At 37.9% G+C, this 4,713-nt stretch carries 6 protein-coding genes; 4 read left to right on the top strand and 2 right to left on the bottom strand.

From position 1 onward, the window contains the following. A partial coding sequence (locus AC1DOS_RS18120) for a hypothetical protein (protein WP_477538624.1) occupies positions 1-728 on the top strand: 728 nt, incomplete at its 5' end. Between the two features lie 534 nt (positions 729-1,262). Here the strand turns inward: AC1DOS_RS18120 and AC1DOS_RS18115 are convergent. Beyond that, complete coding sequence (locus tag AC1DOS_RS18115) at positions 1,263-1,442, bottom strand: hypothetical protein (RefSeq protein WP_477538623.1); 180 nt, start codon at positions 1,440-1,442, stop codon at positions 1,263-1,265. A gap of 382 nt (positions 1,443-1,824) precedes the next feature. Between AC1DOS_RS18115 and AC1DOS_RS18110 the strand changes: the two genes are divergently transcribed. After that, positions 1,825-1,989: a hypothetical protein gene (locus AC1DOS_RS18110; protein WP_477538622.1), complete on the top strand. Its 165-nt coding sequence runs from the start codon at positions 1,825-1,827 to the stop codon at positions 1,987-1,989. Here the strand turns inward: AC1DOS_RS18110 and AC1DOS_RS18105 are convergent. Then, positions 1,974-2,114: a thermonuclease family protein gene (locus AC1DOS_RS18105; protein WP_477538621.1), complete on the bottom strand. Its 141-nt coding sequence runs from the start codon at positions 2,112-2,114 to the stop codon at positions 1,974-1,976. The genes AC1DOS_RS18110 and AC1DOS_RS18105 overlap by 16 nt on opposite strands. 802 nt (positions 2,115-2,916) lie before the next feature. Between AC1DOS_RS18105 and AC1DOS_RS18100 the strand changes: the two genes are divergently transcribed. Next, positions 2,917-3,705: a COG4705 family protein gene (locus AC1DOS_RS18100; RefSeq protein ID WP_477538620.1), complete on the top strand. Its 789-nt coding sequence runs from the start codon at positions 2,917-2,919 to the stop codon at positions 3,703-3,705. A gap of 209 nt (positions 3,706-3,914) precedes the next feature. Further along, positions 3,915-4,713: PepSY domain-containing protein (locus tag AC1DOS_RS18095; RefSeq protein WP_477538619.1), on the top strand; the 799-nt coding region annotated here is incomplete at its 3' end.

Here is a 4,713-nt window from a genome sequence, read left to right as displayed (position 1 = left end):
TTATTGATTTTTCTAATTCGGAATGGGAGCGTTTCCTAACCATTGAAGGAGAAAAAGCTTACTATATTGGAGTTAATTGTGATACGTGTAGTTTCTTCTTTGAAAGATTAGGTGGAGCTAATAAAAGTAGCATGGCCCCAGAGATTCTATCCCAGCAATTAAGAAGTGGTCTAAGTAAGATAGATGTATCATTTCTTAACGATATTTCAAAAATAATTCCAGCAGGTAAATACATCATATCTCTCATTGAAGTTAACCCTAGCTTAGTTGTTCTTGGCAATGAAAAGGATTACTTTGTTAATGAGCAGGTTCAGATTTGGGGAATTGACACTTTCTGGGGATTACCCAACTCTCCTAAAGTACAGTATTACAGAGGAGAAACGAAAGCATTATCCAATGAAAAGATGTTATTTGAATTTATCGTTCCAATGACACCACAAAATTGGTTAGATGAAGATACTATAGAGAATTATGATAAAACTATTAATGAATTAAATAAACCAACTGCTGTAGCGCTGACGGTTTTAGACGTAAGGCAACCCGCAGATTGGGAAGGTGAAATTGATCATACGAAGCATTTTTGTTTAAGCCATTATTTGATTGATGGTCACCATAAAGTTTATTCAGCAAGTAGGCAAGAAAAATCTATAACACTTTTATCTTTTCTGGCAGTTAAAGAATGTGTTGCAAATAAAAAAGAAATAGATTTTATTTATTCCAAAATATAGATGCTTATTTAACTAACAGTAAATTAGTTGAAGAGCCGGCTGCCGTTGCAGGGCAGCTTTTCTTTTTGAATTTAAAGGGGTAATCAAGTTGATTACTTTCCATTCCGGTGGTTATGTCAACCTAGGGTGCATGCAGCACACTCGTTCAGAGATAGAGTAGATATGTTATGGATCGCATTTCTTATTCAACTAACGGGTTCTTTAGTTGAATAAGAAAAAAGAAAAAAGCTAACGTCTGAGAAAAGACGTTAGCTTTCGGTATTTACAGGTATGCTCCGCATGTATCGTTTTAACTCAAATAACCCACCATTCTTGTAACGCCAAAAACCCTTGATATATAAAGGTTTTAGGCGTTTTTTGTTTAGGTGTAAAGGTTATAGAAAGAAGGAGTAACGCTTTTTTTGTTGAAATTATTGCACTCCCGTGAAAATTAAAATCTCAGACAGTCCAAAAAAGACAATACTAAAGTAGACGCAGCTCATTTGATTTTTTAAAAAGGGCATCGCCTAAACTTGGATCGGATTATTTGTTGGATTAGGATGCATTTGGTTGAGTTATCATCACGTTGTAGCCCAAGCTTCCAAGTCTGAATACCGTACAATTCTCAGCTAAGATTTGTTCGGCCATTCGAGTGGCAATACCGGGAATGGAATCCAACCGCTCAATGTCTTCTGGATGAGAGGATAGTCTAGTAGCGACTTCATGATTTAACAACTCAACCTGCTCAATAAGAAAGTCAATGTGAGTGAGAATGGTTTTTACATGAGACGCTGATGTGGATTAATATATCCTTGAAGTGCTAGTCCGAGGAGGTCCATTTTGTTTTTACGTACTGTGGTCTACTACAAGGAGGCACTTTTCGCTATTTAATAAGGGAAGTGCGAATTGAAAGAGGGAGAGGGAGAGGGAGAGATCCAACTTGGATGAATCGCATTCCACGTTAGACAGACGAAAAGATTCCATGGAACTGACTGTTTTCTATTCTATATTCTAATTATCTTTCACATGCAAAGTTGTCTTTGTCTCGGTTCATTTTGGGCTGGTAGGCAGGGGGAGGGTGCTCTCAACACCATTTGGATACTTGGTGCGCAGATGTGTGCAGTTATCGAACCATTCTGTCGTCCCTGACGCAGTAGCTGGAGCATTAGGTGTTGAAACTGCTGAGGAACTTCCAGATGAAGCTTTCGAACTACCACCATCATTAGAGTGGCTTCCTGAAGAAGTGGATGGCTTACTCACAAATCCTCAATCTGTAGCATAGTCTTCAACTGCCCAAAAGCCTAATTTCTTCGACTTAGCGACTTGCTGTACTTCTTCGTAAGGTGTTAAGTGTGTGTTTGGTGGATACACATTGGCAACGCGTGCTAGCCCATCACGTATCAACACTTCTTTAAAATTTCACCATTTATGTAAACGTAAGTTAACAGACGTCCGTATTTATCACGCTTTTCACCAACATCAAATTCAAGTGTTAAATTCCCACTATTCACAAGAGCGCGATTGCGTTCCTTTGCCTAAGTTCCGAAAGGTTGTTTTCCGAGACGCGGATGATTCGTTTCGGGTGTATCTATTAATAAATATCGAACCGGTTCATTGACACCTTTATACATCACGCGAATCGTATCGCCATCAGTGGTTGAAACCCAACAAGGATTCCGGAAAACGTTAACAATATTCTTAAAAAATCCAACATATATTAAATTCCTCAACTATCTTCACAATTTTCATCTCCATTAAGTATACTTTTCAATACGTTCACTTATTTAATGTCGAATTATTTACTTTTTAATTAGTTATCTTTGTTCCAAAATTACTACTTCATAGTAGGTTTTGTATTCTCATTCTTTGTGATTTGAAAAAAATAACAATCTAAGTAATCAAACGTCATTTAATTATTTGCTTTAGTTATATTGAACTGAAAATGAGAGTTTTCTCATTTAACATTCATCCATTTCTTAAAAAGTGAACGCTTTTTTTTCATATCCGACTGTCAAAATAAGAACTGTAACGTCGTTTCTCACTATATTTTAGGAGGAATGCTAATCATTCCAACATTAACTTTTATATTAAAAGTAGGAACTGTCATCGGTGTTTTTCACACTATTCACTATTGTTAATAAGCATTAGAAGGTTATCTTTTCATATCAGTTTATTATGGGAATAATAAAGAAAAAAGGAGGATTCATAAATGGATAATTATGAAAATGATTTGGTGAAATCCAAATGTCAGAAAATGTTGAGTAAGGTTCCAGAAGTCACGATTTACTTCTGGATCATAAAGATAATGGCAACCACGGTGGGCGAGACAGGGGCAGACTTCCTAAGCTTTAACCTGAAATGGGGTATGGCCAACACAACCTATCTTATGAGTGGCCTCTTGCTCATCGCATTGTTCTTCCAATTCAGGACGAAGAAGTACCTGCCATGGATTTACTGGCTCACGGTCTTGCTAATTAGCGTTGTCGGCACGCTGATCACCGACAACCTCGTCGACAATCTTGGAGTTAGTCTTGTGACGACTACTATCATCTTCAGCTTAGCAATGCTTGCCACATTTTTAGTTTGGTACACGAGTGAGAAGACGCTTTCTATCCATTCCATTTACACAACCAAGCGAGAATCGTTCTACTGGTTGGCTATCCTGTTTACTTTCGCGTTAGGTACTGCAGCCGGTGATCTGGTAGCAGAGGGTCTTAATTTGGGTTACTGGATTTCAGCACTGATGTTTGCTGCACTGATCGGGGTAGTGACCATTGCCTACTATCGCTTCAAGCTTAATGCAGTGTTGGCATTCTGGATTGCTTACATCTTGACTCGACCTCTCGGCGCCTCTTTAGGGGATTATTTGTCGCAGTCTCACCAAGAGGGGGGCCTTGGACTGGGTACTGTGTGGACCAGTGCAATTTTCATCATAACGATTTTGAGCTTAGTCATCTATCTGACCGTAACGAGAAGAGACGATCCAGATAAGTCTTAACTGAGGAGTAGAACGTGCTGAAGTTAAGAATATGAATGAAACGTAACATCTTTGTTAATCTTAGATAATTCAGCAGGGAAAGAAAAATGAGAATTATCTCACTTAACATTCACTAATTTCTTAAAAAAAGTCAGCTGTCTTTTCATACACGTCTGTCACAATAAGGATTGTAAGATCGTTTCACACTACATTTTAGGAGGAATTCGGTTATGAAAAAGAAATTGATCATTCCAGCATTGGCTTTCACTTTAGTGGGAGGAGCAGTCGTAGGTACAAGCCATATGATGCCTGCGTTTGCCAAAGACAATACAACTAACACCAATCAAGAAGAACATCAAGATAAAGAGAACAGTGCACAATTGCAAAAAATCGCAAAAATTTCTAGTAAAGAAGYAGAAGCCATTGCCTTAAAAGAAGTTCCCGGAACAGTGAAAGAGTCTGAACTGGAAGAAGAAGATGGTGTCCTTGTTTATGGATTTGAAGTGCAAACAACTTCCGGTGATGTAAAAGACGTCAAAGTAAATGCAAAAAATGGTGACATTTTCAAAGTTGAAAATGATGACAACGATGAAGGCGATGATGAAGGAGACGGTGAAGAAAATGATGACAACATCAAAGATCTTCAAAAAAGAGCTTCATTATCAAGTAAAGAAGCGGAAGCCATTGCTTTAAAAGAAGTTCCAGGTACAGTAAAAGATTCTGAACTAGAAGACGAAGATGGCGTCGTTGTGTATGGTTTTGAAGTTCAGACAACTTCAGGAGTGAAAGATGTCAAAGTAAATGCTGAAAATGGTGACATTTTCAAAGTTGAAAATGAAAATAACGATGAAGGCAATGATGAAGAAGACGGAGAAGAAAATGATGACAACATCCAAGATCTTCAACAGAGTGCTTCATTATCAAGTAAAGAAGCAGAAGCCATTGCTTTAAAAGAAGTTCCAGGTACAGTAAAGGATTCTGAACTAGAAGACGAAGATGGCGTCGTTGTGTATGGCTTTGAAGTTCAGA

The sequence above is a fragment of the Paenisporosarcina sp. P5_A11 genome (assembly GCF_056400705.1).
This window is presented reverse-complemented; position numbering and strand designations above follow the sequence as displayed.

What these genes read in the sequence shown, in the direction of transcription:
- AC1DOS_RS18100 (WP_477538620.1), top strand. Translation starts at nt 2,917, where the DNA reads ATGGATAATTATGAAAATGATTTGGTGAAATCCAAATGTCAGAAAATG.